General features: G+C 54.0%; 4 protein-coding genes. 2 read left to right on the top strand and 2 right to left on the bottom strand.

Annotated elements, in window-relative coordinates; all coding sequences use genetic code 11:
- Positions 1 to 825 (top strand): hypothetical protein (locus tag V6D20_17735; protein HEY9817624.1); only part of this gene is annotated, 825 nt, incomplete at its 5' end.
- 177 nt (positions 826 to 1,002) lie between these two features.
- Here the strand turns inward: V6D20_17735 and V6D20_17730 are convergent.
- Positions 1,003 to 1,371: a histone-like nucleoid-structuring protein, MvaT/MvaU family gene (locus tag V6D20_17730; GenBank protein ID HEY9817623.1), complete on the bottom strand. Its 369-nt coding sequence runs from the start codon at positions 1,369 to 1,371 to the stop codon at positions 1,003 to 1,005.
- A 543-nt stretch (positions 1,372 to 1,914) separates the two neighbouring features.
- On the opposite strand from V6D20_17730, the gene V6D20_17725 reads away from it, so the two are divergent.
- Complete coding sequence (locus V6D20_17725) at positions 1,915 to 2,517, top strand: methyltransferase domain-containing protein (GenBank protein ID HEY9817622.1); 603 nt, start codon at positions 1,915 to 1,917, stop codon at positions 2,515 to 2,517.
- Between the two features lie 62 nt (positions 2,518 to 2,579).
- On the opposite strand, the gene V6D20_17720 is transcribed toward V6D20_17725, so the two are convergent.
- Positions 2,580 to 2,921, bottom strand: a 342-nt coding sequence (locus V6D20_17720; protein ID HEY9817621.1) for a substrate-binding domain-containing protein, incomplete at its 5' end; no start/stop codon positions are given.

The raw sequence follows: 2,921 nt of genomic DNA, 5'->3' as shown, positions 1-2,921 counted from the left end.
CAGACCTCCACGGTTGCCCAGAACTTCGAGAAGCGTTGGGAAGAAACACGCCATGGCTTGGAGGGCTTCTTCATCAAGAATCTCGAGAATGTCCAGGGCGATGAGCGTGACGTGATATTCATCGGTACCGTTTTTGGTCCGGACCCGGACTCCGGCACTGTCTATAATCGCTTCGGTCCACTGAGCGGGATGGCCGGCAAGCGCCGACTGAACGTTCTGTTTTCGCGCGCTAAGGAGCAGGTCATTACCTTCACCTCAATGAAGCCCAGCGATATCCGGGCTGATGAGGATAAAAGCCCGGGGGCGCACATGCTCAAGCAATGGCTGGAATACTCCGCCACAGGGCAGCTGGACAGCGGGGTAGCCACGGGCGCGGAGCCTGATTCAGACTTCGAGCGTCATGTGATCCAAGTGATTGAGGGAATGGGCTTTGAAGCTGTGCCTCAAGTTGGGGTGCAGGGCTTCTTTATCGACATCGGGGTGCGTCATCCCGATTACCCTTACGGCTTCCTGCTGGGAGTAGAGTGTGATGGGGCAACCTACCATTCATCACGCTCTGCCCGTGATCGAGATAGACTCCGCCAGGAAATTCTAGAGGGCAAGGGGTGGCACCTGCACCGCATCTGGTCGACCGACTGGTTCACTGACGCGCTCGGCGAAAAGGATAAGCTTCAAGCTGCCATAAAGGCTCGTCTTGAAGAGGCATTGAGGATGATACCAGCAAGTCAAAGCATTGAACCAATTGAAGAAAACGGAGAAAACAGTAAAGTCTTTTACCCCTCCCAATCTCCAGAAACAGAGGCCCAACAGCGACTGTTTACATAACTAAGGCTCTGTCGAAGGCGGTATAAACCGCCTTCATTATTATAATGAATTTCAGATAAAAAAATGCAGGTTGGAGATACAGCAGTAACCTAGCCACCATCACACCGAAAAAAATCCCATACCGCTTATCGCGGTATGGGACTCCAGGATCAAGCTGTGTCAGCGGATACAGCTGCATCATTCCTCGGTGCGAACCAGCCAGGACTCGACGGTTTCGTCACCGTGCTCGTCCTTCCAGGCCTTAAGGGTCTTCTGGTTACCACCACGGGTCTCGACAACCTCACCGGTGTTGGGATTTTTATAGATCTTCAGCTTGCGCTTACGACGCTGTGTGGTCGGCTGGGATGCTGAACGCGCTCGCTGAGGATCTAAAAGGTCCAACACTTCAGAGGCGCTCTTGCCATACTCCTTCATCAGCGACTCGAGCTTTTCCTTGAACTCAATCTCAGCCTGGAGGCGGGGATCGGATTTCATTTTCTCAAGCTGCTCAGCAAGCTCCTTCATCTGTTGCTCTTGCTGGGCATAGGTGGTCAGAAGGCTTGACATAGAATAGGTCTCTAACAGGTGAATTTACATACTGCATGATAATTAACGACTAATAGAAACGCAACGACATTCTTGCTTTCATCTCGTGTGCCGGTGGAAAAGAACAGATGGAGCTGCACGCGCGTTGGAGTAACTCACATCTACTCGACCTTGGACGCACTCGTAGGGCGCCGCTCAAGAGCTTGAACATGGTTCTCATTGCAACTGCCGCTGCTCAGTTCATAAGGATAATTAGACTGGGTCCTTTTGTCCGACGCAGTGAATCCGACCTGCCCACCGGTTGAGCGCCGTCCTGCATGGGTAACAAGCAGGGAGGTCCCCAACTTGGCGGCATGGGGTGTGGTAATGGTTTACCCTGATACGGAGATTTCCATCGATCTTCCCTGTCATATGCTCCTCTTCCCCTTTCGCGGCGCTGGCTGGCAAAAGTAGAGGACGCGGGACGCGCCTCGGGAATGGATGCGTAAAGGTAGTCCTGAACCGGCGATTGGCACGAGGCAAGATCGGCCGGTAGGAGTTCCAGCGGGTAAAGAAGGGTCTCGAATGACGGTACAGGACTCCATGTTTCCTGCCACTGCCATGCCGGACAAGGACTGGTGGCATTCTCTATGGCCTGACCCCGACAGGGTCATCAAGGCCTTGCGCATCGAGCCGGGGATGAAAGTTGTCGATCTGGGCTGCGGCGATGGTTATTTCACCGCCGCCATCGCCCGGCAGGTGGGCGCGGGGCGCGTCATAGGCCTCGACCTCGACCCAGTCATGCTCGAGCAGGCGCAAGCGGCGTGCGAAGGGATGTTGAATTGCAGCTGGCTACTGGGGGACGCAGTGGCACTCAGTCGTCTTCTGGATCCATCGGTGGACTATGTGCTGATCGCCAACACCTTTCACGGCGTACCGGACAAGACAGCCCTGGCCCGGGAAATCGCTAAGGTCCTGAAGCCAAACGGCCGCTTTGCTATCGTCAATTGGCATCCCCTGCCACGGGAACAGACGACTGTCCTCGGGCAGCCGCGAGGCCCCAAGATCGCAATGCGCATGTCGGCGGAACAAACCCGGATGGTGGTCGAGCCTGCTGGCTTCAGGCTGGAGAGGCTGGTCGAGCTACCTCCCTACCACTACGGGGCTGTTTTCATCCGTGCCAATTGATCATCTGATGACCCTGCATTTATTTACATCATGATGCTCCATAGTTAGGAATCTTCTCTATCTCACCGATACCTAACTGATGAATCTCTTGGAATCAAGCTGGGCATAACACGCTTGATACACAAACCTTGTTCAAGGTTGTCTTTAAATAAAAGCTCAATTGCTTGTTGAGCGATAACATCGAATGGGATATGCACAGAGGTCAAAGGGACAGGTAGACGGCTTGCTAGGGGCGTGTCGTTATAACCGACAAGAGACAGCGATTGCCCAACCATGATTCCTAGACGGTGTGCAGCTGCCATAACGCCGATGGCAAGATTATCATTGACAGCAAAAATAGCTGTGGGGCGCTCCTGTTGCGAGAGGAGGTCGAAACCAGCCGCTTCCCCTGACTCAATACTGAA

This window comes from Candidatus Obscuribacterales bacterium (assembly GCA_036703605.1).
Lineage (GTDB): Bacteria > Cyanobacteriota > Cyanobacteriia > RECH01 > RECH01 > RECH01.
This window is presented reverse-complemented; position numbering and strand designations above follow the sequence as displayed.